Below are 22,953 nucleotides of genomic sequence, written 5' to 3'. Positions count from 1 at the left end.
CCGGCGGATCGGCCTCACCGGCGCGGACGCCGCCGAGGGCCGCGCGCGTCGTCTCGGCGTCCGTGCGGCGCGGTGCTCGTCTGTTCCTGCGCATGCGTGCCTCCGTGAGGGGTGGTCAGGCGGCTCCGTGCAGGCCGCGGGCGGTCGCGGAGGCGACGTGGTCGCGGGTGACGCGGCCCACCTCGTGCCAGAACGGCTTGGCGGTCAGATAGGCGCCCAGCACGGACATCACGCCCAGCGAGACATCGACGCTGAGCCGTCCCTGCTTGGCCCAGTACACGTCCTGGAGGTCCAGGAGCAGGGCGAACTCGTCGCAGATCAGCGCGGTTCCGCAGCCGTAGGCGACCGCCACGCCGGGGTGTCCCACGGCCCGCCCGTCACCGCGTACGGCGATCAGGCCCACCGCCGCGAGCGTGGCGATGCCGAGGTTGTAGTGGTGCAGGTGCCGGCCGCCCGCGGAGATGTCGCCCCAGGGCAGCCAGCCGCCCCGGATGCCGTGCGTGATGACGCGTACGGTGCCGAAGGTCGTGCCGAAGGAGATCCAGGTGACGATCAGCGAGCGCTGCACCGGGGTGAGCCGGCGCTCCGCCGCCTCGTGCCACCGGTCCACGAGCCGTGGCCGGGCGGGGTCGCGGCGACGCGGCTTGCTGAGTCTCATCGTCGGCCGGCCTCCTGCGCCGCGGACGCGCCCGGGGACGTGCGGACGCCGTCCGGGCCGCCCGGCTCGGTCCCCCTGCTGGTGTGCGGTTTCGACCGTAAGCGGGCCGCCACCGCCCCGCATCCGCGGTTCACCCGAACGGCTGTGCCACCGTCCGCGGTCCGAAGGAGCCGGGGCCGGATGCGTCAATGAGGTGCGACCAATCCGCGACCGCCGCGGCCTCGGATCACACGGGGACGTCCCGCCAACCGCACCTGGAGAGAGAACCGTCGTGAGAGAAGCCGTGTACATCGGCACGAAACCGGCGCCCGAGCCCGATCTGCAGCGGCTGCTGCACGAGGTGGCCCTCGGCGACCAGGAGGCGTTCGCCGCGGTCTACGACGCCGTGGTGCGCTCCGTGCTCGGGGTGGTCCGGGCGGTGCTGCGCGACCAGGCGCAGTCCGAGGAGGTGGCGCAGGAGGTGCTGGTGGAGGTGTGGCGCACCGCGCCGCGCTACCGGCCCGAGCGGGGCACTGCCCTCAACTGGATCCTGACCCTGGCCCACCGGCGCGCGGTGGACCGGGTCCGGTCGGCGGAGGCCGCCGCCGCCCGCGACCACCGGGCCGCGCTGCTGGACCGGACGCCCGAGTACGACCAGGTGACCGAGCAGGTGGAGACCCGGCTGGAGCAGGAGCAGGTACGGCGCTGTCTGCGCACCCTGACCGATCTGCAGCGCCAGTCGGTCACCCTGGCCTACTACCGCGGCCTGACCTACCGGCAGGTCGCCGAGGCGCTCGCGCTGCCGCTCGGCACCGTCAAGACCCGGCTGCGCGACGGTCTCATCCGGCTCCGTGACTGCCTGGGGGTGACCGCGTGACCACCACCGACCTGCACGCCCTGACCGGCGCGTACGCGCTGCACGCGCTGCCCGACGACGAGCGGGCCGCCTTCGAGCGCCATCTGGCGGGCTGTTCGTCGTGCGCGCGGGAGGTCGCGGAGTTCACGGCCACGGCGGCCCGGCTGGCGCTGGCCGCCTCCGTGCCGCCCCGGCCCGCGCTGCGGGAGCGGGTGCTGCACCGCATCGGAACCGTCCGTCAGCTGCCGCCGGGCGCCGCGCCGCTGCACCGGGTACGGCGCGCCGCGCCGCGCGGGCGTGGCGCGGCCCGGTGGGCGCTGGCCGCGTGCCTGGCCGCGGCGGTGGGCCTCGGCGGTACGGCGGTGTGGCAGTACGAGCGGGCGCGGGACGCCCGGCACGACGCGGCCCGGGCGGAGCGGCAGGCCGAGGAGGTGGCCGGTGTGCTGGCCGCGCCGGACGCGCGCAGCCGCTCGGTCCGGGTGGCCGGCGGCGCGGGGACCCTGGTCGTCTCGGCGAGCCGCGACCGGGCGGTGTTCATGGCCTCGGGGATGGTGCGGCCGCCGAGCGGCAGGGTCTACCAGCTGTGGTTCGACGACGGCGGGACGATGCGCTCGGCGGGCCTGATGGACCCCGGCCGCACCACCCAGGCGGTGCTGATGCGGGGGGCGGTGGACGGCGCTTCCGGTGTCGGGATCACCGTGGAGCCGGCGGGCGGGTCGCGGCAGCCGACGACCACGCCCGTCGCCCTGCTGGGGATGCCCGCCTGACGGCGGACCGGAAGGAGGAGGGGCCCGCCGTCGTCGCGGCGGGCTCCTCCTGTCATGCGCAGTCGTCATGTCCTGCGCAGTCGCCGGTCATTCGACGGTGACGACGACGGAGTGCCATCCGCTCGCGCCGTCGGGGAGGGTGCGGGCGCGTTCCTCGGTCTGGACCCGGCCGGTGCGGTCGGTGGCCCGGACGGTGAGGGTGTGACCGCCCTCGGTCGCCCGCCAGGGCAGCGACCACTGGCGCCAGGTGTCCCGGGTGTCCTCGGCGGCCAGGTGCGCCTGCTGCCAGGGGCCGTCGTCGACCCGTACCTCGACCTTGTCGATGCCCCGGTGCTGCGCCCAGGCGACGCCGGCCACCATCACCGTGCCCGCCCGGGGCCGGGCGAAGGGCTTGGGGGTGTCGATGCGCGACCCGGTCTTGACCGGCGCCCGCCGGGCCCAGCCGCGCTCGACCCAGTAGGGGTCGTAGGAGTCGAAGGTGGTGAGTTCGATGTCCTCGATCCACTTGCAGGCGGAGACGTAGCCGTACAGGCCGGGGACCACCATGCGGACGGGGAAGCCGTGCGCGAAGGGCAGCGGCTCGCCGTTCATGCCGAGCGCGAGCATCGCGTCGCGGCCGTCCAGCACCTCCTCGACCGGGGTGCCGAGGGTCATGCCGTCCACCGAGCGGGCCACCAGCTGGTCGGCCGGTCCGCCCCGGGACGGCGGCCGCACCCCGCACTCGGCGAGCAGTTCGGCCAGCCGTACGCCGGTCCAGCGGGCATTGCCCGCATAGGGGCCGCCGACCTCGTTCGAGACGCACGTCAGGGTGATGTCCCGTTCGATCAGGTCCCGGTGGAGCAGGTCGTCGTAGGAGTAGACGGCCGGGCGGCGCACGCCCTCGCCGTGGATGCGCAGCCGCCACCGGGTCGCGTCGATCTCCGGTACGACCAGTGCGGTGTCGACCCGGTAGAAGTCGCGGTTCGGGGTCGTGAAGGGGCTGAGGCCCGCGATGCGGAGTCCGGCCCGCGCGCGGACCGGGCGGGCCGGGGAGCCGGGGCGCGGGAGGACGACACGGTCGCGGGAGGCGGCCGCGTCCCGGCCGCGCGCGCCGCTCAGCGACCGGCCCGCCAGCCCGACGGCCGCGGAGGCCGCCGCCGCGGTGGTGGCCTTGAGGACGAAGGCCCGGCGGTCCCAGTCCCGGCTGCCTGCGAGATCTCGGTCCCGGTTCCCGGAGCTGCCGCGGTCCCGGGTGCGGGGGCTGCCGTAGTCCCGGGTGCGGGGACTGCCGTGGTCCCGGCTAAGGGGGTCCGGCCAGCGGGGCGCCTTCGGCGGGCCGAGTGGGCCGGTCAGGGCGTACAGGAGCAGCGCACCGGCCAGTGCGCCGGTCAGGGACGGCAGGGCGTCGGCGGGGCCGGGCGAGTCGGGGCGGCCGGTGGCGGCCAGCGCTCCGACGAGTCCGAAGAGGAGGACTCCGGCGGACCCCGCCCGCCGGTACCGCGTCGCCAGCAGGCCCAGGGCCACCGCCAGCAGGGTCAGCACGGCGAGGATGCCGAGCCGCAGGACGAGCTTGTCGTCCGTGCCGAACTGACGGATCGCCCAGTCCTTCACCGCGGCGGGGGTGCGGTCGATGGCCGCGCCGCCCACCGCGACGACCGGCCCGGACTGCGGGCGCACTGCGGCGGCCGCCAGTTCGGCCACCGCCAGCGCGGCGCACCCGGCCAGTACCCCGCTGAACGCGCCCAGTGCCAGGCGCAGCGGGGTTCCTGGTGCGCGCCGGTCCTTCTCCTGATTCCTCACGCGGGGAATCCGGTCCCGCCGCCGGGGCGGATTGGTGGCGCACCCGGTGTTCCTCCGTTCGGGCCGGGCGTGCCCGCTGTTCCTCGCACGGACGCACGGGCGCACGGGTCCGGCGTGGCCGGTGCTCCCCCGCGCGGGCTGGGCGCGTCCGCTGTTCCCCGCACGGGCGCACGGGTCCGGTCCGGCCGGCGTTCCGCCGCGCGGGCCGGGCGCGCCCGGTGTTCTCCGCGGGTCAGGCGTGGCCGGCGCGCGGGCGGACGCCGACCATCCGCCAGATCCTGATCTCGCGCACGATGCCGGGCAGTTCCTTGACCAGCAGGGCGAGCGCCAGCCCGCCGATCACGGCGGCCTCCGCCGTCAGCACCTGTTTGGCTTTCATCCCCGTTCCTTCCTCTGCCTGTTCGCGGACGCCTGTTGCCCGGACGTCTGTCGCCCGGACTCCTGTTGCCCGGGCCTCTGTTCCCGGGACGCCTCTCCCCCGGCCGGATGTCCGTTCCCCGGCCGGGGCGTGTGCGGGCCGTCGGGCCGGGCGGTCAGCCGGGTGAGATGTTCGGCATCGTCTTCGAGATCGCGTTGTGCTTCTTCCAGTGGATGCCGGTGGACCGGCGGGCGTCGGACGTGCCGTCCTCGTGATGCCCCTGCTGCCGGTGGTGGGGGCCCTTGTTGCCCTCGTGCAGTCCCGTGACGTGCCGGGGGGTGTCGGGCTTCACGTCGGGGCGGCCGACTCTGATGCTGCCCATGATCCGCTCCTCGCGCTCGGTGGGTGGGGGAAGGTCCTGTCGTCGCCCGAGCGGCCCACGGTCGGCTCCGGAAGCCGGGGCCGGGGTCGCAGCGGGGGCCGGGGCCGGGGTCAGCGCACCCCGCTCTCCCTCCCGGCGCGCCAGTGCGGGTCGTAACCGCTGGTCAGCTCGTCCCGGTTGTGGCGCCACCTGGGTTCCTTGTTGACGGCCATGCTGGTGATGCCGCGCATCCGCCGGATGAAGGCGCCGTAGGGCCGGATGAGGACCGAGGACAGGCTGCCGCCGGTGGGCTCGTCCATGAACGGCATGAACGCGTCGGGGAAGCCGGGCATGGTGCAGCCGATGCAGATGCCGCCGACGTTGGGGCAGCCGCCGATGCCCGCCATCCAGCCGCGCTTGGGCACGTTGCAGTTGACCACCGGCCCCCAACAGCCGATCTTCACCTGGCACTTGGGCGAGTTGTAGTCGCGGCTGAAGTCGCCCTGCTCGTAGTAGGCGGCCCGGTCGCAGCCCTCGTGCACGGTCCTGCCGAACAGCCACTGCGGGCGCAGCATGTGGTCCAGCGGCGGGGGCGGCGCCGAACCCGCGGCGTGGTAGAGCACCCAGGTGAGGGTCTCCATGAAGTTCTCGGGCTGGATCGGGCAGCCGGGCACGTTCACGATGGGCAGCGCGCCCTGCGAGCGGAAGTCCCAGCCGAGGTAGTCCGCGAGGCCCATCGAGCCGGTGGGGTTGCCGGCCATCGCGTGGATGCCCCCGTACGTCGCGCAGGTGCCGACGGCGACGACGGCCCAGGCCCGGGGGGCGAGCTGGTCGATCCACCAGTTGAGGGTGAGGGGCTCGCCGGTCTCCGGGTCGTTGCCGAAGGAGGTCCAGTAGCCGTCGCCCTCGATGATGTTCTGGTTGGGGACCGAGCCCTCGATGACCAGGATGAAGGGACCCAGGTCGCCGCGGGCCGCAGCGCGGAACGGGACGAGGTAGTCCTCCCCGCCCAGGCTCGGCGAGAGCACCTTGTTGTACAGGTTGACCTTCGGCAGTCCGGGGATCAGCCCGAGCACGACGTCCTCGATCGACGGCTGGTCCGAGGCGGTCATGGAGACGGTGTCGCCGTCGCAGCTCATGCCCTCGGAGATCCACAGGATCGAGATCTCGTCGAAGCCGGGCCGCTCCCCGGCCGCTTCGGGCTCCTGGCTGACGCGGCTGGTTCCGCTGTCGATGGTCATGTGCTCGGCCTTCCCTGGAGACGGTCGCGGAATCGGTCGTAGGCGGCGGCCACCGGGCCGAGCACCGTCAGCGCCGGGGGGTGGTCGGGTGCGTTCGGGTGGGGCCGGGTCGGGGCGCCGCGCCTGGCCCGGTCGATGCGCCGGCCCAGCTCGGCCAGGTGCTGCGGGGTCAGGCGTGCGCGCAGCTCGGGCAGCAGCTCGCCCTCCTGTTCGCGCACGTGCTCCTCGAACTCGCGCCGCAGCTGGGTCATCAGCTCGCCCTCGCGGTCGTCGCCGGGCGGCAGCCGGTCGAGGGCGAGCAGCAGCTTCTTGACGGCCATGTCGTCGCTCAGGCACTCCTCGATCCGGCGCGGGCCGTCCGCGAGGACCTTCCGGGCCGGCGGGTAGAGCGCCATCTCCTCCAGCGCGGCGTGCCGGGACAGTTCGCGGACGGTCAGTTCGACCACCGCGCGCCGCTGGGTCACGGAGGCCGCGGCGCGGTGGTCGCGGAACAGTTGCTCCACTCTGCGGTGGTCGTGCTGCAACAGCTCGATGGCGTCCATCGCACCTTCCTCGTGCGGGGCGGCGGCCGTACGGGTCGGCGACGGGCGCCGTCCGGCGCGGGGCGGGTCGTCCGTCCCGCACCAGGCTCGCACCGCTCGCCGGGCTCCGCGCGCTGTACGGGGTCAGCGGAGTGAGCGGCCCGCCGGAGCGGACTGGGCAGCCCGCCGTGTGCGGGCGCGGTCGCACACCCGCCGCGCCGCCGGGCCGCGGCCGGCACTGCGCCTCTCACGGCACACGCGCCCGCCCCGGGGCACACGTGTGCCCGGACGAGCCGGGGTGCGGAGCCCCGCGGCGCGGTCTCACACCTCGGTGTCCGGCCAGCCGAGCAGGCGGGCGCCGATCACCGCGGTCTGGAGCGTGTAGCGGTGCACGGGGTCGGCCGGGTCCGCGCCGGTCAGCTTGTGGATGCGTTCCAGGCGGTAGGTGAAGGCGCGCACGCTGAGGCTGAGGCGGCGCGCCGCCTCCGCGGCCGTGCAGCCGGCGTCGAAGTACGCGGTGAGGGTGTCCAGGAGCGGCTGCGGCCCGCCGCGGGCGGCCTTCAGCGGGCCGAGGGTGTCCCGTACGAGGTCGGCCATGGCCTGCCGGTCGCGGGTGAGCACGGGGTACACCAGGAGGTCGGCCGCGCGCAGCACGGGTTCCCGGAGGTCGAGGCGGTCGGCGAGTTCGAGGGCGTTGAGCGCTTCCTCGTAGGAGTGGACCACCCCGCCGGCGCCCGGGTGGGGGCGTCCGACGGCGACGCGGCCGCCGTCGGTGGCGGCGTAGGCGTGCTTGGCGAAGAAGGCGAGGACGTCGTCCTGGTCGCCGGGGGCGACGCAGACGAGCCGGCCGTCCTTGGTGGTGAGCAGGATGCGGCGGTCGCCGAACCGGCCGAGCAGCGAGGTCTCGACGTGCCGGGTGGCCGGGTGGGTGTCGTCGACGGGGCGCGTGCCCTCGGCGACCGCGACGGCGTGGGCGCGGGAGAAGAGCAGGCCGTAGCGTTCCGCGCGCTCGGCGAGCCGGCCGAGGTCGCTGCGGCCGTAGAGGAGGTCGTCGATGAACTCCCGGCGGTCGGCCTCCTCCTGGCGCATGGCGAACTTCTGCGCCCTTTCGTGGCCCTCGGCGAAGGCGTCGACGGCCTGTTCGACGGCGGCGAGGACCAGGTCGAGGCCGGCGGCGGCGAGGCTGGGCGCGAACGCGCGGGTCTCGGCCAGGTGGCGGCGGACGAGGGTGCGCAGCCCGTGACCGGCCTCGGCCGCGCGTTCGCCCTGGCCGCGCAGCGCCTCCAGTTCGTCCCGGGTGAGCCGGCGGCCGGTGGCGCACACGTCGGCCAGGATGCGGGTGTAGCCCTCCAGATACGCGTCGGGCCCCTCCGGCCGTGTCACAGCCACTCCCCCAAAGCCTTGATCGGTCGCTGGCGTCTTCTTAACCCACGGCACGGCGCCGTGCCAAACCCCCGGCCGGGCCGCGCCGCGTGCCCGGCCGGGCCGTGCCGGGCGCCCGGCCGGGAAGAGCGGGTCCGGGGCGGCCCGGCTGCGCGCCGGGGGCGTGACTCCGGTCACCGACAGCCCCCGGTGTGATGATCGACTTGTCAGGGCGTTAGCATATGAGCGCTGCCTAGCTCGAAAGAGAAACCTGTGACTGTCAACGACGACTCGTTCACCAACTGGAAGCACCGCGAGGAGATCGCGGAGTCGATGATCCCGATGATCGGGAAGCTGCACCGCGAGCGGGACGTCACCGTCCTGCTGCACAGCCGCTCGCTGGTGAACAAGTCGGTGGTGAGCATCCTCAAGACCCACCGGTTCGCCCGGCAGATCGCCGGCGCGGAACTGTCGGTCACCGAGACGCTGCCGTTCCTCGAGACCCTCACGACGCTCGACCTCGGCCCGTCCCAGATCGACATCGGCATGCTGGCGGCCACCTACAAGGCCGACGACCGCGGCCTGTCGGTGGCGGAGTTCACCGCCGAGGCCGTCGCCGGGGCCACCGGCGGCGACAAGATCGAGCGGCGCGAGGGCCGCGACGTCGTCCTCTACGGCTTCGGCCGCATCGGCCGCCTGGTCGCCCGGCTGCTGATCGAGAAGGCCGGCTCGGGCAACGGTCTGCGGCTGCGCGCGATCGTGGTGCGCGGCGGCGGCGACCAGGACATCGTCAAGCGGGCCTCGCTGCTGCGCCGCGACTCCATCCACGGCCAGTTCCAGGGCACGATCACCATCGACGAGGACAGCAGCACGATCGTCGCCAACGGCAACGCGATCAAGGTGATCTACGCCGACGACCCGGCCTCGGTGGACTACACGGCGTACGGCATCAAGGACGCCATCCTCATCGACAACACCGGCAAGTGGCGCGACCGCGAGGGTCTGTCCAAGCACCTGCGCCCCGGCATCGACAAGGTCGTGCTGACCGCCCCCGGCAAGGGCGACGTGCCGAACATCGTGCACGGCGTCAACCACGACACGATCAAGCCGGACGAGCGGATCCTGTCCTGCGCCTCGTGCACCACCAACGCGATCGTCCCGCCGCTGAAGGCGATGGACGACGAGTTCGGCGTGCGGCGCGGCCACGTGGAGACCGTCCACTCGTTCACCAACGACCAGAACCTGCTGGACAACTACCACAAGTCCGAGCGCCGGGGCCGCTCCGCGCCGCTCAACATGGTGATCACCGAGACCGGCGCCGCCTCCGCCGTCGCCAAGGCGCTGCCCGACCTGAAGGCGCGGATCACCGGCAGCTCCATCCGGGTGCCGGTGCCGGACGTCTCGATCGCGATCCTCAACCTCCAGATGGCCCGCGAGACCACCCGCGAGGAGGTCCTGGACCACCTGCGCGAGGTGTCGCTGACCTCGCCGCTCAAGCGCCAGATCGACTTCACCACCGCCCCCGACGCGGTCTCCAGCGACTTCATCGGCTCGCGGCACGCCTCGATCGTCGACGCCGGCGCGACCAAGGTGGAGGGCGACAACGCGATCCTCTACCTCTGGTACGACAACGAGTTCGGCTACTCCTGCCAGGTCATCCGGGTCGTGCAGCACGTCTCCGGGGTGGAGTACCCGACGTACCCGGCCCCGGCGGTCTGATCCCCGCGGCGGCCCGGTCCGCCGAGCGGCCCGGCGTCCCCCGCGAGGGGCGCCGGGCCGCCGCCGTACCACCGCACCCTCCCCGGGGCCGGCGGGCCGGGCTGTGTGAGACTCGGCGCATGATCCGTACCGCGATCCCCGCCGACGTCCCCGTCATCCACGCCCTGATCCGCGAGCTGGCCGAGTACGAGAAGGCCCTCGACGAGGCCAGGGCGACGCCGGAGCAGCTGACCGAGGCCCTGTTCGGCGAGCGCCCGGCCGCCTACGCGCACGAGGCCGAGGACGCCGGCGGCGAGGTCGTCGGCTTCGCGCTGTGGTTCCTCAACTTCTCCACCTGGCGCGGGGTGCACGGCATCTACCTGGAGGACCTGTACGTCCGCCCGGAGGCGCGCGGCGGCGGCCACGGCAGGGCGCTGCTGACCGAGCTGGCCCGGCTCTGCGTCGAGCGCGGCTACGAGCGCCTGGAGTGGTCGGTCCTGAACTGGAACCGCCCGGCGATCGGCTTCTACGAGGCCCTGGGCGCCCGCCCGCAGGACGAGTGGACGGTGTACCGGCTCACGGACGGGGCGCTGAAGGCCCTGGGCGGCGGGGCCTGAGCCGCCTCTTCGGACCCGTGCACGCGCCGGGCGGCCCGGCCCCTGTCCGGTGAGGGGCCGGGCCGCCCGGACGCTCGGCGTCCGCCGTCAGCCCTGGCGGGCCTTGAAGCGGGGGTCCTTCTTGTTCAGGACGAAGACCACGCCCCGGCGGCGCACCACCTGCGCGCCCGGCCGGGCCTTCAGCGAGCGCAGGGACTTGCGTACCTTCATGGTCAGCGCTCCTCACGGAACAGGACGTGCCGGCCGGCCGCCGGGTCGTACTTGCGCAGGACGAGCCGGTCGGGGTCGTTGAGACGGTTCTTGCGGGTCACATAGGTGACTCCGGTGCCGGCGGTGGACTTCAGCCGGACTACGGGGCGCACGGTGCTGCGTGCCATGGGGGTCCTCCTTTCGGCCGCTCCCGGGATTGACCCAGGCATGCCAGCCGTGGTCGTCAACAGCCGGACGGTCCGGCGCATTCCCCCAGGAAGCGGCAGCCGGAGAAGGGGACGGACCGGGCATACCGGTCGCCCGCCGGTCGAGCCCGGTGTTAGAACTGGGAACATGGTCGGACGTTCCCGCCGGGCCGCTGCCGAAGCGGCGCCGCCGTCCAGCGACCGGCGGGCAGGCGATGCGTCCCGCCGTCCCCGGTCCCGGCACTCTCCGGGACGCCGCTTCTCGCCGTCCTCCTGGAACCTCGGCACGGTGGCCGCACAGGTCTTCCTGCTCCAGGTGATCGTCGTCCTGGTGCTGGTCGCCGCGGCGGCCGGCGCCCTGGTGCTCCAGGGCCGCTACGACGGCGAGGACACCGCCCGGGTGCGCTCGCTGGCGACGGCGGAGGCGTTCGCCCACGCGCCCGGCACGCTGCGCGCGCTCCAGTCGCCCGACCCGACGGCCATGCTCCAGCCCGCGACCGTGCAGGCGCAGGCGGGCTCGGGGGTGGACTTCATCTCGGTGCTGGACAAGGCGGGCATCCGGGTCAGCGACACCGAGCCGCGGCTGATCGGCACGTACGCGCAGGGCGTGGAGCGGGCCGCCGCCGGCGAGACCTTCACCGAGCGGTTCCACGGCGAGCCGTCGGACGCCGTGCGCGCGGTGGTGCCGGTGCTGGACGGCAGCCGGCGCGTGGTCGGCGTGGTCAGCGCCGGAATCCAGGTGGAGAACCTGGGGCATCTGCTGGACCAGCAGGTGCCCATGGTGCTCGGCTCGGCCGCGCTGGCGCTGGTGCTGGCGACGGCGGGCACCGCCCTGGTCACCCGGCGGCTGCGCCGCCAGACCCACGGCCTCGGCCCGGCCGAGATGACCCGGATGTACGAACACCACGACGCGGTGCTGCACGCCGTGCGCGAGGGCGTGCTGATCCTCGACGGCGACGGGCGGCTCCTGCTCGCCAACGACGAGGCGCGCCGGCTGCTGAACCTCCCGGAGGACGCTGACCAGCGGCACGTCACGGAGCTGGGGCTGGGTCCGGAGCTGACCGGGCTGCTGGCCTCGGGCGAGGCCGTCTCCGACGCGGTGTACCCGGTCGGGGACCGGCTGCTCGCGGTCAACTCCCGGCGCACCGCGCCCTACGGCGGCGCGCCGGGCCTGGTGGCCAGCTTCCGCGACACCACGGAGCTGCGCGCGCTGACCGGCCGGGCCGAGGTGGCCCGGGGCCGGCTGACGCTGCTGTACGAGGCGGGCGTGCGGATCGGCACCACGCTCGACGTACGGCGCACCGCGCAGGAGCTGGCCGAGGTGGCGGTCCCGGGACTCGCGGACGTGGTGACGGTGGAGCTGCTGGAGGCGGTGCTGCACGGGGAGGAGCCGACGGGCGCCCTGAACCGGATGCGGCGCACCGCGCTGCGCGGCACGGGGGCCGGGCAGCCGTTGCAGCCGGTGGGCGATCTGATCCAGTTCGTCGTCGCCGACACGCCCATGGTGGCGGCGCTCAGCCAGGGCAAGGCGGTGCTGGTGCCGGACCTGCACGCGGCCCAGGACTGGCGGGCGCAGGACCCCGAGGGCGCCCGGCAGGTGCTGGACTCGGGCGTCCACTCGCTGATCACCGTGCCGCTGCGGGCGCGCGGCGTGGTGCTGGGGATGGTCAACTTCTGGCGCGGGGCCGGCTCGCCCCGGTTCGAGGACGAGGACGTGTCGGTCGCCGAGGAGCTGGGGGCGCGGGCGGCCGTGGCGATCGACAACGCGCGCCGGTACACGCGCGAGCACGCGATGGCCGTGACCCTGCAGCGCAGTCTGCTGCCCCGGGACCTGCCGGAGCAGGACGCGCTGGAGGTGGCGTGGCGCTATCTGCCGGCGCAGTCGGGGGTGGGCGGCGACTGGTTCGACGTGATCCCGCTGCCGGGGTTCCGGGTGGCGCTCGTGGTCGGGGACGTGGTGGGCCACGGGCTGCACGCGGCGGTGACGATGGGCCGGCTGCGGACGGCGGTGCTGAACTTCTCCTCGCTCGACCTGCCCCCGGAGGAGCTGCTGGGCCATCTCGACGAGATGGTGATGCGGCTGGACACCCAGACGGAGAGCGGGGACGGCGAGGGCGCCCAGGTGACCGGGGCCACCTGCCTGTACGCCATCTACGACCCGGTGGGCGGGCGCTGCACCCTCTCGCGCGCCGGGCACGGCGTCCCGGCCGTGGTGGACCCGGGCGGCCGGGTGACCTTCCCGGAGCTGCCGCTGTCGCCGCCGCTGGGCGTGGGCGGCCATCCGTTCGAGTCGGGCGAGCTGGACCTCCCGGAGGGCAGCCGCCTCGTGCTGTTCACCGACGGCCTGGTGGAGGACCGCAGACGGGACATCGACGAGGGGCTGCGGCTGCTGGCGGCGGCCGTCGGGCATCCCGGCCTGACGCCGGAGGACACCTGCCGGTCCCTGATGCGGGCGATGCTGCCGGAGCACCCGAGCGACGACGTCGCCGTGCTGGTCGCCCGGACCCGGCTGCTGGACCCGTCGCGGGTGGCGGTGTGGGAGGTGCCGTTCGACGCGATGGCGGTCTCCCGGGTGCGCACCGAGGTGAGCGAACGGCTGCGCGAGTGGGGCGTCGAGGACGCGTCGTTCGCCATGGAGCTGATCCTGAGCGAGCTGCTGACCAACGCGATCCGCTACGGCGCGCCGCCGGTCCGGGTCAGGATGCTGCTGGGCCGCACCCTGGTCTGCGAGGTCTCCGACGGCAGCAACACCTCGCCCCGGCTGCGTCGCGCCGCCACCACCGACGAGGGCGGGCGCGGTCTGTTCCTGGTCTCGCAGTTCGCCGAGCGGTGGGGCACGCGGTACGTGGCCCGGGGCAAGGTGATCTGGGCCGAGCAGTCCCTGGGACCCCTCCCGGAGCCGGACCCGATGCTGTTGCTGGACGAGATGGCCTGGTGACGGCGGGGACGCCCGGCGGCGGGCGGGAACGGGCGGGGACGGGCCGATGTCCCCGGGGCCGGGGCGACTCCGGGCCCGGGCGCGGGCGCGTTCGGCGGCGGACCGGCTGACGCGCGGTGACGGGAACGGACGCCTTATTAGACGTTGAGTCAAATTACTGAACCGTAACCTGCCGCGAGCTACCGCCGGTAACACACCGCTGGGTAACTTCTCGTCAGCTCACTCCCCGATGACGCGAGGGGGCCGGTGGGACGACCGCGCCGCCTTGCATTGACATGTTCTCGTCCAGGGTGTCCGGTCGTCGGCCGCCGCCCGGGACGAGGCCGCCTCTCCTGCCCGGCCGCATCCCAGGAGGTTCCCCATGCCCCCACGCAGACACCTGATCGCCGCCGCGGTGGCCGCGGCCTCGTGCCTCGGCGTCCAGGCGCTGCCGGCCGCCGCCGCGACGGACTCCGCCCCGGTCGTCTCCCGCGGCGTCACGATCCCCGCGTTCTACACCCCGCCCGCCGAACTGCCCGCCGCCGACGGCGCCCTGATCCGCAGCGAGCCGCTTCCGCTCGCCCTCAGCCTGTCCGGCCTCGACGGCCCGCTGCCCGGCCGGGCCACCCGGCTGATGTACAAGTCGACCGACGCGAACGGCCTCCCGGTGGCCGTCACCGGCGCCTACATCGAGCCGACCGCGCGCTGGAAGGGCGACGGGCCCCGCCCGCTGGTCGTCGTCGCGCCGGGCACCATGGGCCAGGGCGACCAGTGCGCGGCCTCGCTGGGCCTGGAACACCCGATCACGCTCAACGGGCAGACGATGTCGGTCGGTTACGAGGATCTGTCGGTCTACCGGCTGCTGGCCGCGGGCGCCGCGGTCGTGGTCACCGACTACGCGGGCCTGGGCGCCACGGACCGGCTGCACACCTACGTCAACCGGATCGACGAGGCGCACGCCGTCCTGGACGCGGCCCGCGCCGCCCGCTCCGTCGAGGGCGCCTCGATCACCGCCGCCTCCCGCGTCGGCCTGTACGGCTACAGCCAGGGCGGCGGCGCCACCGCCGCCGCCGCCGAACTCCAGCCCGCGTACGCCCCCGACGTCGCCCTCGCCGGCACCTACGCCGGCGCGCCGCCCGCGAACCTGACCGAGGTCACCAAGGGCATCGACGGCACCGAGCTGGCCGGTGCGCTGGGCTGGTCGCTCAACGGGTTCCTGCAGACCGACCCGGAGCTGCGGCCGATCGCCGAGGCGCACCTCAACGCGGCCGGAAAGGCGGCGCTCGCCGATCTGTCCACCATGTGCGTGGGCGACGCGCTCCTCCACTACGGCTACGCGCGCAGCACCAAGTGGACCACCGACGGCACGTCGCTCAGCGACATCATCGCCGCGACTCCCGCCCTCCAGGACTTCCTGGACACCCAGCGCATCGGCCGGCTCAAGCCGGCCGGCCCGGTGCGGGTGGCCACCGGCACCAGTGACAACCTCGTCCCGCACGGCCAGGCCCGGCAGCTCGCCGTGGACTGGTGCCGCAAGGGCGCCGACGTCACGTACAAGCCGGTGGTCCTGCCGAACGTCATCAGTCCGCTGCTCAACCACTTCGGACCGCTGCTCACCGACCAGGGCGCGGCCGTGTCCTGGCTGACCGACCGGCTGGCGGGCAAGCCCGCCGCGTCGAACTGCGCGACGCTGCCGCTCCAGCTCTGATCCGCTTACCCGCGGCACCGCGGGCACGGCGAGGCCGCCCCGTCGGTGACGGGGCGGCCTCTTCGCTCGCACCCGGTCAGGCGGCGGCCCGGCGGCCCCTGCGGCGCAGGCCGAGGTACGCGCCGGCGCCGACGGCGGCCGACAGGGCGGCGGCGACGGTCGGCAGGACCGGCCACCGCGAGGCCGTGGTCGCCGCCGCCGTGTTCTCGAGGGCGGGTCCGGGCGTGATCCGGGTGGCGACCGGCGCCACCTGCCGGATCGGGCCGACCGACTTCACCGACCCGTCGCCGTTCAGCAGCACCTGCCGGTCGTCGGGATGCCGGAAGTCGAACATGCCGGCGAGGGAGCCCGCGCGGGCGTCGAAGGAATGGTCGCCGATGCGGCCGGTGTGCCAGTTGTCCTCGATGAACCGGATGATCGACGTCTGCTCGGTCGGCGTGTGGTCCACCGCGTTGACCCTGGCGTACGGGGAGATCACCAGCAGCGGCTGGCGGGGGCCGGGCCCGCAGCGGTCCTGGTAGCCGCCGGCCGCCCGGGGACCGGCCTGGCAGGCCGGGCTGTCGGTGGGCCTGCCGTTGGATCCGGTCTCGGTGTCGGTGGAGCCGTTGCGCAGCGGCGCGTAGGCGTGGTCGTACCAGCCGTCGGAGTCGTCGTAGGCGATGACGACGGCGGTCGAGCGCCACTGCGGGGCGCTCTGGATCGCGTTGATCTGCTCGATCAGGAAGTGCTGTTCGTCCAGCGGGTCGGAGTATCCGGCGTGGCCGTCCTGGTAGGCGGCGGCCTTGACGAAGCTGACCGCCGGGAGCCGGCCCGCCTTCAGCGCGGCGGAGAAGTCGGTCAGGTCGTAGTTGTGGTTGGCGCGCCCGGCGTGGCCGATCTCGGCGACGCTCGCGGGCGGCAGGTGGTGCGGGTTGGCCGTGGAGCGGTAGTAGGCGAACGGGTTGTGGTGCGGGCTGTAGTCGACCACCTCGGCGCCGCCGACGTTGGCGTGGGCGGCGTCGCAGCGGGCGTACGCGCCCTGCTCGCCGCTCCACGCGGTGGTCGGCCGGAAGCCGCCCTGGAACCAGCCCCAGCTGACGTTCCGGGCGGTCAGCAGGTCGCCGATGGTGCGGCCCTTCATCACGGCCAGGGCGCTGGAGCTGGTGTGGTTCCGGTTGGAGCAGTCGTCGAAGGCCGGGTCCGGGTCGTTGATCATCGTGCCGACGCCGTGCGCGTCGGGCGACTTCACGGTGGCCGGGTCGGGCGTCGGCGTCTGCCGGGGGTGCTCGGTGCCGGAGGCGGGGTCCACGGAGATGACGCCGTGCGTCTGGCCGGAGACCAGGTTGACGGCGCCGGGCGTGGAGGGGCCGTAGGCGGAGCTGAAGGAGCGGTCGCTCAGGGCGTAGTGCTGGGCGTAGTTCCACAGCGCGGTGACGGTGTTGCCGTCGTAGTAGTCCATGACCAGGCCCGGCTCGCCGAACAGGCCGCCGCTGCACTTGCCGACCTCGGTGTTCTCCACGTACCGGTCGGCCCGGCCGCCGTTCGCGGCGTACTGCTCGGGCCCGTAGGAGTGGTTCTGGTCGCAGGTCACGGCCTGGGCGGGGGTGAGCCGCTCGGGCGCGTACTGGTTGGGGTTGTGCGTGAGCAGCCCGGCGTGGGCGAGGGTGTCGATGTCCTTCGGGGTCCCCTTCGCCGCGGTGAACCGGGTGCCGTCGGTGTTGGCGGCCTTCGGGTAGGTGGCGAAGTAGTGGTCGAAGGAGATGTTCTCGTCGAAGAGGACGACGACGTGCTCGATGGGCGTGGCCGGGGGTGCGGGCCGGCCGGCGGCCCGGCCGGGGGCGGCGGGGCCGAGGACGGTGAGGGCGACGGCGCCGGTGAGCGCGCCGAGGCTGCGTAGGGTTGCTCGTCTTCCCCTGCCGGCCATGCTGCTGCCTCGCTTTCCGGGCGGATGCGCGCGCGGGATCGTTTCCGCGCATGCGGCGCGGAAGGCGCCGCCGGGTGGGCGGCGCGGTGGCGGAGCCATGATGACGCCGGGGCCGGGGCGGGTCAGGAAGGCCGGGCCCGAACCGGACGGCGCGCCGGCCGTCCGGGTGAACCGCACGCCGGGCGCGGCGGGTACGGCGAACCGTCAGGTCAGCAGGGCGCGGCCGTACCAGTCGGTCTCGTCCCGGACGCCGGGCAGGGCGTAGAAGTAGCCGCCGCCGAACGGCTTGATGTAGTCGGTCAGCGGCTCGCCGGCCAGGCGTTTCTGGATGGCTTCGAACTGGCGGGCGAGGTCTTGCTGGTAGCAGCAGAAGAGCAGGCCCATGTCGAGGTTGCCGTTGGCGTCCACGCCCCGGTCGTAGTTGTAGGCGCGGCGCAGGATGCGCCGGCCGGCGGTGCCGGCGGTGCGCGGGTCGGCCAGGCGGATGTGGGCGTCCAGCGGGATGACGTCGCCGGTGGGGTCGGCCGCGTAGTGGGGCTCGTCCTGCTCGGCGTCGCCGTCCAGCGGGGCGCCGGACTCGCGGACCCTGCCGATCATGCGTTCCTGCTCGGCGAGGGAGACGCGGTCCCAGAACTCGACCAGCATGCGGATCAGCCGGACGACCTGGTAGCTGCCGCCGGTCGCCCACTCCGGTTCGCCGCTCCCCCGCCCCACCCACACCAGCCGGTCCATCTCCCGGGGGTCGGTGGCGTCCGGGTTGGCGGTGCCGTCCTTGAAGCCGAAGAGGTTGCGCGGGGCGCCGGACGGGCGGGGCGGGCTGGTGAAGCCGTCCATGCGCCAGCGGATCTGGAGTCCGCCGCGGGTGTGCCGGGCGATGTCGCGCAGCGCGTGCAGGACGGTGTCCGGTTCGTCGGCGTGCAGATGCAGGCTGAGGTCGCCGTGGCACCAGTCGGGGCGCAGGTCGTCGTCGGGGAAGGACGGCATGGCCGTCAGCCGGCGCGGGCGCAGCGCGCTCAGCCCGAACCGGTCGTCGAAGAGGGCCGCGCCGACGGCGACGGTCACCGAGAGCGCGCCGGCCGGGAGTTCGCCGCCGAGGACGCCCGAGTCGGCGGGCGGGCCGGTGATGCCGACCGGCTCGGGGGCGCCGCCGGAGGTGAGGAAGCGGGCGCGGGCGGTGAGGGTGCGCAGCAGCTCGGTCAGTCCGGCCCGGTCGTCGGCGGTGACGTCGAAGGCGACGAACGCGGTGGAGCGGCGGGGGGCCGCGAGCAGGGACCGCTGGTGGGGGCCGTGGAAGGGCGGCACCACCGAGACGGCGGCGCGGCCGGGACCGGTGAGATCACCGACGGGGGCGCTGTCACCGACGTCGGTGCTGTCACCGAGGTCGGCGCTGTCGCCCACGGTCGCGGCGGTGGCCGCCCCGGCGGCGGCGAACCCGGCCCCGGCGAGGGCGGCGCCCCGCAGGAAGCGACGGCGCGGGAGGGGAGCGGGGGCGGCGGGGGGTGCGGGCGGTGGAGCGGCGAGCGTGGCGGGGGGGGGGGGGGGGGGGGGGGGGGGGGGGGGCGGGGGGGGGGGGGGGGGGGGGGGGGGGCGGGGGGGGGGGGGGGGGGGGGGTGGCGGCGGGGGGGGGCGAGGTGCCGGGTGGGGGTGAGCCCGCCCGGGGGATCGCGGGAGGGACGAGGCGGACGGTGCCCCCCGGGCGGGGGGCGTGCCCGCCCCGTAGGTCACAGCAGGGACGGGACCTCCGTCGCCGACACCTCCCGTGCCGCCCGCTCCAGCGCGCTGGCCAGCAGGGCCAGGTCCGTCGGCCCGTTGCCCAGCTCCCGCACCGGGCGGCGGGCCGGCGGGTCGCCCATGCGCTGCCACTCCAGCGGGACGACCGTGGGCCGCTGGGTCGCCGTGCGCGGGATGCGGCCCGTGACCCGGCCGCCCTGGAACGGCGTCACCCGGCCGTCCGGCCCGGTCAGCCGGCCGCGCCCGGGCGCCGGCTCGCCCCTCAGCTCCCGGTCCCGGTCCAGCGGGGCGGCGGCGCCGCGCCCGCCGGCCGGGGCGTCCAGCACCACCCGCAGCGTGGCCCGGCGGGCCGGTTCCGTCTCCGCCGTACGGCCGCCGGGCGCGGTCGCCGCCACCAGGTGGACGCCGAGCCGCTCGCCGTCCCGGGCCACCGCCTCCAGCGCGCGTATCACCGAGCCGGCCGCGGGCCGCCCGGGCGAGCCGAGCGCCGGGGACACCAGGAGGTCCAGATCGTCCACGACCACGACCAGCCGGGGCAGCGGCGGCACCACCGCGGCGCGCGCACGGGCGGCGGCGGGCCGCAGCCGCAGGGTGGAACTGGGCGGGGCGTCGAGATCGCCCGCACCGGCGGGCGCCCCCAGATCGGCCGCGCCGGACGGACCGCCGCCCGCCGTCGCACCGCCCGCCGTCGCACCGCCTGCCGTCGCACCGCCCGCCGCCGGGTCCGCCGGCCTCGCCCGGTCCGGGGTGCGGCCCGGCGCCGTACGGCCGGGCGCGGTGCGCTGGGCGACGATCCGGCCGGACACCTCGCGCCGGGTGTGCCACTCGGCGAAGTCGGACAGCCCCAGCAGCTCGGCCCGCCGCTTCAGCTCGGCGCTCAGCGACTGCGCGAACTCCCGCATCCGCACCGGGTCGTTGGCGGTGAGATGCGTCGTGACATGCGGTACGTCCGTACAGACGCGCAGCCCGTCGCCGTGGCCGCCGCCCGCCTCGACGCCGTCCCGGCCGTCCACCAGGACGATGCCGAGCCGGTCCGGGCGCTCCGCCGAGGCCAGCGAGGCGACGGCGGCGCGCAGCAGCTCCGTACGGCCGCTCCCGGCGGGGCCCTCGATCAGCAGGTGGGGCCCGTCGGCCACGAGGTCCGCGCAGACCGGCCCGCGCGGACCGGCCCCGAGTATCAGCACGGCCCGCCCGCCCAGGGCCCGGGTGTCGTCGGCAGCGTCCGCCCAGCGCGCCAGCAGCGAGGCGGGGGTGGCGCGGGCGAGCCCCAGTTCGTCCAGCAGCCGCGCCGACAGCGGCAGCGGCGCGGACACCCGCGCGGGCCGGTCGCCGCCGGCCGCGTCCGCCGTCCGCAGCGGGGCCAGCGCCCGCGCGAACCGCTCCGCCCACGCCGGGGACACGGCGTCCACGACACCGACCGTGCCGGGGGAGACGGGGGTGGGTGACTCCGGGTGCTGGTGCTGGTGCTGGTGCAGGTGCTCTTGCGGGTGCGGGGCCGGGGCCGTACCCGCGCGGTACGCCTCCGTCCCCGTGCGCGCCACGCGCATCAGCCGCAGCGCCGTCGCCACGTCGCCGCTGAGCAGCGCCACGGCGCCGCACTCGCGGAACACCGGCGACACCGCGCACGCCGCGTCGTACGTCTCCGTCACCGGCGACGCGGGCGAGGCGGGGGCCGCCTCGGCCAGGCACAGCACGTGGATCCCGGCCCGCGGCCCCTCGTGCGCCAGCCGCGCCACCGCCTCGCGCACGGAGGCCCCGCCCGGGTCGCCGTCCACGACGACCACGGTGTACGGCCCCGGGAAGTCCGCGGCGGCCGGGTCCTCGTCCCGCACCCAGGAGGGCCGCCTGCCCTCGGCCCGCTCCTGCGGGGCGGCCGGGTCCGGTCCGGGGCGGTGGACGCCGGACAGGTGGTCGTCCAGGCGGCGCAGCAGTTCGTCGGTGCGGGCCGCGGCCTGGTCGCGGTCGTGGGCCAGCAGCAGCCGGCAGTCCTGGCCGTGCCCCGGCCGTACGTGCGGGAGCCAGCCGAGCCACGCCCACTCGGCGGTGCGCTCCTGCGGCGTGCGGGCGCGGTCGGCGCTGATCAGGACGATTTCGAGGGTCTCGGGTGAGTGCAGCGCGGCGAGCTGGGCCAGCACCGCGCGGGCCAGCCCGGACAGCCGCTCGCGCGGCCCGGCCAGCCCCAGCGCGCCCACCTCGCGCAGCCCCACGGTCACCGGCACCGCCGGCAGCAGCCGCCCCGAACCGTCGGGGGCCGGACGGTCGGCCGTGCCCAGCCGGACCGCCAGCGCCTCCGGGTGCCCCGGGCCGCGCTCCCACAGCCGGGGGCCGGGACCCAGCGCGGTCAGCAGCAGCGCCGCCGGGTCCGGCCAGGTATCCGGCAGCTGCGGACCCGCGTACACCGCGGGCGCCTCGCCCCGCGCGGGCGGCGCGGCGTCGTCGTACGTCCCGCCGCGAGCCGCCGCGCTCTCGCCGCGCCCGCCGGTCAGCCGCCGCGCCCACGCCCCGATCCCGCCGCGCCGGCGCAGGCCCTGCGGCACCTCCGTGCCCCGCAGGGGCGTGCCCTTGCGGCCCCGCTCCTCGACGCCCGCCTCGCCTCCGGCGGGGGCGTGCGGGTGGCCGGCGAAGGCGTCGGCCCGGCCGCCGGCGCCGAAGCGGCCCGCGTGGGTGTCGCCGCCGTGGCTCTCGATCCGGGGCGCGCGGCCCTGCGCGGGCAGCGCGGGGGACCCGGCGAAGCCGTGCTCCCGCCCGTCCGCCGAGCCTGTCGTACCCGCCGGGCCCGGTACGCCCGCGCCCGGTGCGCCCCACGCGCCCGCCGCACCCGTCGTCCGGGCCGTGTCCGCGGCGCCGTGGCCGCCGGGCGCCGCTCCCGTACCCGCGGTGAGACCCGGCGCCGTACCGGTGCCCGCGGTCGTCGCCGCGCCCGCGCCGGGACCCGTACCCCCGGCTCCCGCGCCGCCGCCACCGCCCGGCACGCGCGCGTACACGTCACCGGACGCACCCGGAGCCCCGGCGTACGCCCCACCGGACGCACCGGACGCACCGGACGCACCGGACGCACCGGACCCACCGGCCCCCACCGGACCATCGGCACCCATCGGACCACCGGCACCCACCGCGCCCCGAACACCACCGGCACCGGAAGAACCCCCAGCACCCACCGCACCCGAGGAGCCCGCGAAGCCCGCACCCCCCGGAGAACCAGCGGCGCCCGCCGCGCTCCCCGCACCCCCGGAGCCCCCGGCGCCGCTCCCCGCGACCCGCACATGCCCCTCGCCGTCCGGCGCCGTCGCGACGCGCGCCGCCGGGCCCGCCGCCGGGGTCAGCCGCAGGGCCGACTCGCCGAGGCGCAGCAGCGCGCCCGGCGCGAAGCGGACCGGGCGGTCGCCGATCGGGCGGCCGTCCAGCACCGTGCCGTTGGTGGAGCCGAGGTCGGCGACCGAGACCCGGCCGTCCGGGGCGACCGTGACCGCGCAGTGCAGCCGGGACACGTCCGGGTCGTCCAGCGGCACGTCGGCGTCGGCGGAGCGGCCGACGGTGATCCGGCCGCCGTGCAGCAGATGGACCCCGCCCGCGTCCGGGCCCGCGACCACGTGCAGCTGGGTGGGGGCCTCGTCCAGCTCGGGGTGCGGCTCGGCCTCGGCGGGCGCGCCCAGGGACAGCACCGCGCCGTCCAGCAGCGGCGGCTCGCCGAGCGTGCAGCGCTGCGCGTCCAGCCGCTCCGCCCCGGCGTACAGCACGACCGCGCCCGCGCCGGGCTCCCGGCCGCCGCGCTCCGCGCCCGCGCGCTGGCCGCCCCGCTCGGCCGCCGTACCGCTCTCGCCGCCCACCACGGCGGCCAGCGCCGAGGCCACCGCGGCCAGGGCGGTGCCCGCGGGGGCGGTGACCAGGACGTCGCAGCTCGCGGCGCGGCCCAGGGCCGTGGGCGGGCCCAGCGGGTCTACGACGGTCAGCCGGATCTGCATCGCCGTCAGCGGTCCCTTCTGCGCGGGCGCCCGGCGAACGGGGAGGGCGAAGCCGCCCTGCGGTCCCCCCACCGCGGGCCACCCCCCACCGCCGCACGAGCACGTCGGCCAGTAACTGGCAGCATCCTCGCACCTGCCAC

General features: G+C 75.8%; 18 protein-coding genes. 6 read left to right on the top strand and 12 right to left on the bottom strand.

Annotated elements, in window-relative coordinates:
• Nucleotides 1–115: 115 nt before the first annotated feature.
• On the bottom strand, nt 116–658 hold the full coding sequence (locus K7787_RS26350) for a hypothetical protein (protein WP_019983628.1): 543 nt from the start codon (nt 656–658) through the stop codon (nt 116–118).
• 271 nt (nt 659–929) lie between these two features.
• Here K7787_RS26350 and K7787_RS26345 point away from each other — a divergent pair, with 271 nt between their 5' ends.
• Nucleotides 930–1,514: a sigma-70 family RNA polymerase sigma factor gene (locus K7787_RS26345; protein WP_164388929.1), complete on the top strand. Its 585-nt coding sequence runs from the start codon at nt 930–932 to the stop codon at nt 1,512–1,514.
• Nucleotides 1,511–2,260 carry an anti-sigma factor gene (locus K7787_RS26340; RefSeq protein WP_223003172.1) on the top strand — a complete coding sequence of 250 codons (750 nt, stop codon included), beginning with the start codon at nt 1,511–1,513 and terminating at the stop codon, nt 2,258–2,260. The genes K7787_RS26345 and K7787_RS26340 overlap by 4 nt, the downstream gene beginning before the upstream one ends.
• 87 nt (nt 2,261–2,347) lie before the next feature.
• Here the strand turns inward: K7787_RS26340 and K7787_RS26335 are convergent, their stop codons facing one another.
• The 6 genes from K7787_RS26335 to K7787_RS26310 form a co-directional block, all read right to left on the bottom strand.
• The gene (locus K7787_RS26335; protein WP_223003171.1) at nt 2,348–4,039 is read right to left on the bottom strand and encodes a sulfite oxidase; all 1,692 of its coding nucleotides are present in this window, start codon (nt 4,037–4,039) and stop codon (nt 2,348–2,350) included.
• A gap of 232 nt (nt 4,040–4,271) precedes the next feature.
• On the bottom strand, nt 4,272–4,418 hold the full coding sequence (locus K7787_RS26330) for a hypothetical protein (protein ID WP_009193049.1): 147 nt from the start codon (nt 4,416–4,418) through the stop codon (nt 4,272–4,274).
• A 154-nt stretch (nt 4,419–4,572) separates the two neighbouring features.
• On the bottom strand, nt 4,573–4,779 hold the full coding sequence (locus K7787_RS26325; RefSeq protein WP_009193048.1) for a hypothetical protein: 207 nt from the start codon (nt 4,777–4,779) through the stop codon (nt 4,573–4,575).
• Between the two features lie 110 nt (nt 4,780–4,889).
• Nucleotides 4,890–5,999, bottom strand: coding sequence for an NADH-quinone oxidoreductase subunit B family protein (locus K7787_RS26320; RefSeq protein WP_009193047.1), 1,110 nt, complete (start codon nt 5,997–5,999; stop codon nt 4,890–4,892).
• Nucleotides 5,996–6,541 carry a hemerythrin domain-containing protein gene (locus K7787_RS26315; protein WP_164393278.1) on the bottom strand — a complete coding sequence of 182 codons (546 nt, stop codon included), beginning with the start codon at nt 6,539–6,541 and terminating at the stop codon, nt 5,996–5,998. Before K7787_RS26315 ends, K7787_RS26320 begins: the two co-directional genes overlap by 4 nt.
• Before the next feature lie 300 nt (nt 6,542–6,841).
• Nucleotides 6,842–7,903 (bottom strand): PucR family transcriptional regulator, encoded by a 1,062-nt coding sequence (locus K7787_RS26310; RefSeq protein ID WP_043262446.1) that lies wholly within the window; start codon nt 7,901–7,903, stop codon nt 6,842–6,844.
• A gap of 252 nt (nt 7,904–8,155) precedes the next feature.
• On the opposite strand from K7787_RS26310, the gene K7787_RS26305 reads away from it, so the two are divergent.
• Nucleotides 8,156–9,601 (top strand): glyceraldehyde-3-phosphate dehydrogenase, encoded by a 1,446-nt coding sequence (locus K7787_RS26305; RefSeq protein WP_223003170.1) that lies wholly within the window; start codon nt 8,156–8,158, stop codon nt 9,599–9,601.
• Nucleotides 9,602–9,720: 119 nt separating this feature from the next.
• A complete protein-coding gene (locus K7787_RS26300) occupies nt 9,721–10,197 on the top strand; it encodes a GNAT family N-acetyltransferase (protein ID WP_223003169.1) in 477 nt (158 codons plus the stop codon).
• 87 nt (nt 10,198–10,284) lie between these two features.
• Here K7787_RS26300 and ykgO read toward each other — a convergent pair whose 3' ends face one another.
• Complete coding sequence (ykgO, locus tag K7787_RS26295; protein WP_009193042.1) at nt 10,285–10,407, bottom strand: type B 50S ribosomal protein L36; 123 nt, start codon at nt 10,405–10,407, stop codon at nt 10,285–10,287.
• Between the two features lie 2 nt (nt 10,408–10,409).
• Nucleotides 10,410–10,574 carry a 50S ribosomal protein L33 gene (gene rpmG, locus K7787_RS26290; protein ID WP_009193041.1) on the bottom strand — a complete coding sequence of 55 codons (165 nt, stop codon included), beginning with the start codon at nt 10,572–10,574 and terminating at the stop codon, nt 10,410–10,412.
• A gap of 166 nt (nt 10,575–10,740) precedes the next feature.
• On the opposite strand from rpmG, the gene K7787_RS26285 reads away from it, so the two are divergent.
• Entirely contained in the window at nt 10,741–13,530 is a 2,790-nt protein-coding gene (locus K7787_RS26285) for a SpoIIE family protein phosphatase (RefSeq protein ID WP_247721302.1), read from the top strand.
• Between the two features lie 361 nt (nt 13,531–13,891).
• On the top strand, nt 13,892–15,217 hold the full coding sequence (locus K7787_RS26280; RefSeq protein WP_223003168.1) for a lipase family protein: 1,326 nt from the start codon (nt 13,892–13,894) through the stop codon (nt 15,215–15,217).
• A 76-nt stretch (nt 15,218–15,293) separates the two neighbouring features.
• Here K7787_RS26280 and K7787_RS26275 read toward each other — a convergent pair whose 3' ends face one another.
• From K7787_RS26275 to K7787_RS26265, 3 genes are all read right to left on the bottom strand, one after another.
• Entirely contained in the window at nt 15,294–17,120 is a 1,827-nt protein-coding gene (locus K7787_RS26275; RefSeq protein WP_223003167.1) for a phospholipase C, read from the bottom strand.
• Nucleotides 17,121–17,324: 204 nt separating this feature from the next.
• Nucleotides 17,325–18,845: an iron uptake transporter deferrochelatase/peroxidase subunit gene (gene efeB, locus K7787_RS26270; RefSeq protein WP_372456691.1), complete on the bottom strand. Its 1,521-nt coding sequence runs from the start codon at nt 18,843–18,845 to the stop codon at nt 17,325–17,327.
• A complete protein-coding gene (locus tag K7787_RS26265; RefSeq protein WP_223003175.1) occupies nt 18,842–22,813 on the bottom strand; it encodes an FHA domain-containing protein in 3,972 nt (1,323 codons plus the stop codon). Before K7787_RS26265 ends, efeB begins: the two co-directional genes overlap by 4 nt.
• Nucleotides 22,814–22,953 lie beyond the last annotated feature (140 nt).

It is taken from the genome of Streptomyces sennicomposti (assembly GCF_019890635.1).
Taxonomy (GTDB): domain Bacteria; phylum Actinomycetota; class Actinomycetes; order Streptomycetales; family Streptomycetaceae; genus Streptomyces; species Streptomyces sennicomposti.
The sequence above is the reverse complement of the archived record's forward strand: the minus strand, read 5'-3'. Positions and strand labels throughout refer to the sequence as shown.

Coding starts and splice junctions, on each gene's coding strand:
- K7787_RS26285 (WP_247721302.1), top strand. CDS start 10,741: ATGGTCGGACGTTCCCGCCGGGCCGCTGCCGAAGCGGCGCCGCCGTCC.
- K7787_RS26300 (WP_223003169.1), top strand. CDS start 9,721: ATGATCCGTACCGCGATCCCCGCCGACGTCCCCGTCATCCACGCCCTG.
- rpmG (WP_009193041.1), bottom strand. CDS start 10,574: ATGGCACGCAGCACCGTGCGCCCCGTAGTCCGGCTGAAGTCCACCGCC.
- K7787_RS26265 (WP_223003175.1), bottom strand. CDS start 22,813: ATGCAGATCCGGCTGACCGTCGTAGACCCGCTGGGCCCGCCCACGGCC.
- K7787_RS26330 (WP_009193049.1), bottom strand. CDS start 4,418: ATGAAAGCCAAACAGGTGCTGACGGCGGAGGCCGCCGTGATCGGCGGG.
- K7787_RS26325 (WP_009193048.1), bottom strand. CDS start 4,779: ATGGGCAGCATCAGAGTCGGCCGCCCCGACGTGAAGCCCGACACCCCC.
- K7787_RS26350 (WP_019983628.1), bottom strand. CDS start 658: ATGAGACTCAGCAAGCCGCGTCGCCGCGACCCCGCCCGGCCACGGCTC.
- K7787_RS26320 (WP_009193047.1), bottom strand. CDS start 5,999: ATGACCATCGACAGCGGAACCAGCCGCGTCAGCCAGGAGCCCGAAGCG.
- ykgO (WP_009193042.1), bottom strand. CDS start 10,407: ATGAAGGTACGCAAGTCCCTGCGCTCGCTGAAGGCCCGGCCGGGCGCG.
- K7787_RS26315 (WP_164393278.1), bottom strand. CDS start 6,541: ATGGACGCCATCGAGCTGTTGCAGCACGACCACCGCAGAGTGGAGCAA.
- K7787_RS26280 (WP_223003168.1), top strand. CDS start 13,892: ATGCCCCCACGCAGACACCTGATCGCCGCCGCGGTGGCCGCGGCCTCG.
- K7787_RS26275 (WP_223003167.1), bottom strand. CDS start 17,120: ATGGCCGGCAGGGGAAGACGAGCAACCCTACGCAGCCTCGGCGCGCTC.